This window comes from Chromohalobacter sp. 48-RD10 (genome assembly GCF_029889785.1).
Classification (GTDB): domain Bacteria; phylum Pseudomonadota; class Gammaproteobacteria; order Pseudomonadales; family Halomonadaceae; genus Chromohalobacter.
The window spans coordinates 1-888 of record NZ_JARANX010000185.1 but is presented as its reverse complement, the minus strand read 5'-3'; the positions used below and the strand labels follow the sequence as shown (position 1 = coordinate 888).

Below are 888 nucleotides of genomic sequence, written 5' to 3'. Positions count from 1 at the left end.
AAGAGCCTGATGCACAACGATGCGTATCGTCTGGTTCACCAGCGCTTCAGCGTGGAGCACATCGACGAACTGGGCACCGATCAGCTGCCCGAGGCCGTGGCGTATGTGCATCGCTTGGCGTTGGAAGGGGAATGGCTGGGCCGCGATACACCGCAGGCCGAGAACGCCATCGTCATCGACTACCCGCTCATCCGCCCCTGGCAGGAATGGCGTGAAGGGCAGCTGGTCGGCGATGACGCCATGTATCACTCCGGCCTGCGCCAGCTCTTCCAGCAACTCGGCGAGGCCGAACGCAGCGGTGATGCGGTGACGGTGCGCAACGTGGCAGGGCTACGCGAAGAGTTCAAGGCGCTGACCTCGCTATGCGAGACCCAGGGCATCAAGTGTCGCTACGCCGAGGCCAAGCTAGAGCACGTGCGCAACTTCACGCGCTCGATGGCCAACTCAGTGAATGGGATCGGCGCGACGCTGGAACGCTAGTCGCCCGGCAGCTCGCCCTTCACTCGCGAGCGATAGCCGGCATCGTTCAGGGTGTGCGACACCGAGGTGATCAGCCATTCGCCGTCGGCGCCCTCGCGAAAGCCTGAAAGCGAGAGCCGGCCTTCGGCCATCAGTTCGGTATTGCCGGGCAGGGTGAGATCGAGGGTCTGCTCGCCTCGCTGGCCTCGGCGTAGTTCGGCGCGGGCAGCGGCTCGGGCACTTTCCTCGTCGGGGTGAATGGTCTGCAGGCGTTGTACCGGTTCGCCCTCTCCTTCGGTGATTTCAAGCGTCGTCGCGTTGTCCGTATCACGCCACCGCGCGACGACGCTACCCGCATTGCCACGCTTGGCCAGCTTCATGCGGCCACTAATCACCATGTCCGGCGTAATGGGGACGGTGGGCAGGCTC

At 64.4% G+C, this 888-nt stretch carries 1 protein-coding gene and 1 pseudogene; one reads left to right on the top strand and one right to left on the bottom strand.

Going from position 1 to position 888, the window contains the following annotated elements:
- On the top strand, window positions 1-480 hold a 480-nt coding region (locus OP496_RS18135; protein WP_280565374.1), incomplete at its 5' end, for a hypothetical protein.
- On the opposite strand, the pseudogene OP496_RS18130 reads toward OP496_RS18135, so the two are convergent.
- Window positions 477-888: pseudogene (locus tag OP496_RS18130) on the bottom strand (contractile injection system protein, VgrG/Pvc8 family); the annotation flags it as partial. The gene OP496_RS18135 and the pseudogene OP496_RS18130 sit on opposite strands and share 4 nt — an antisense overlap.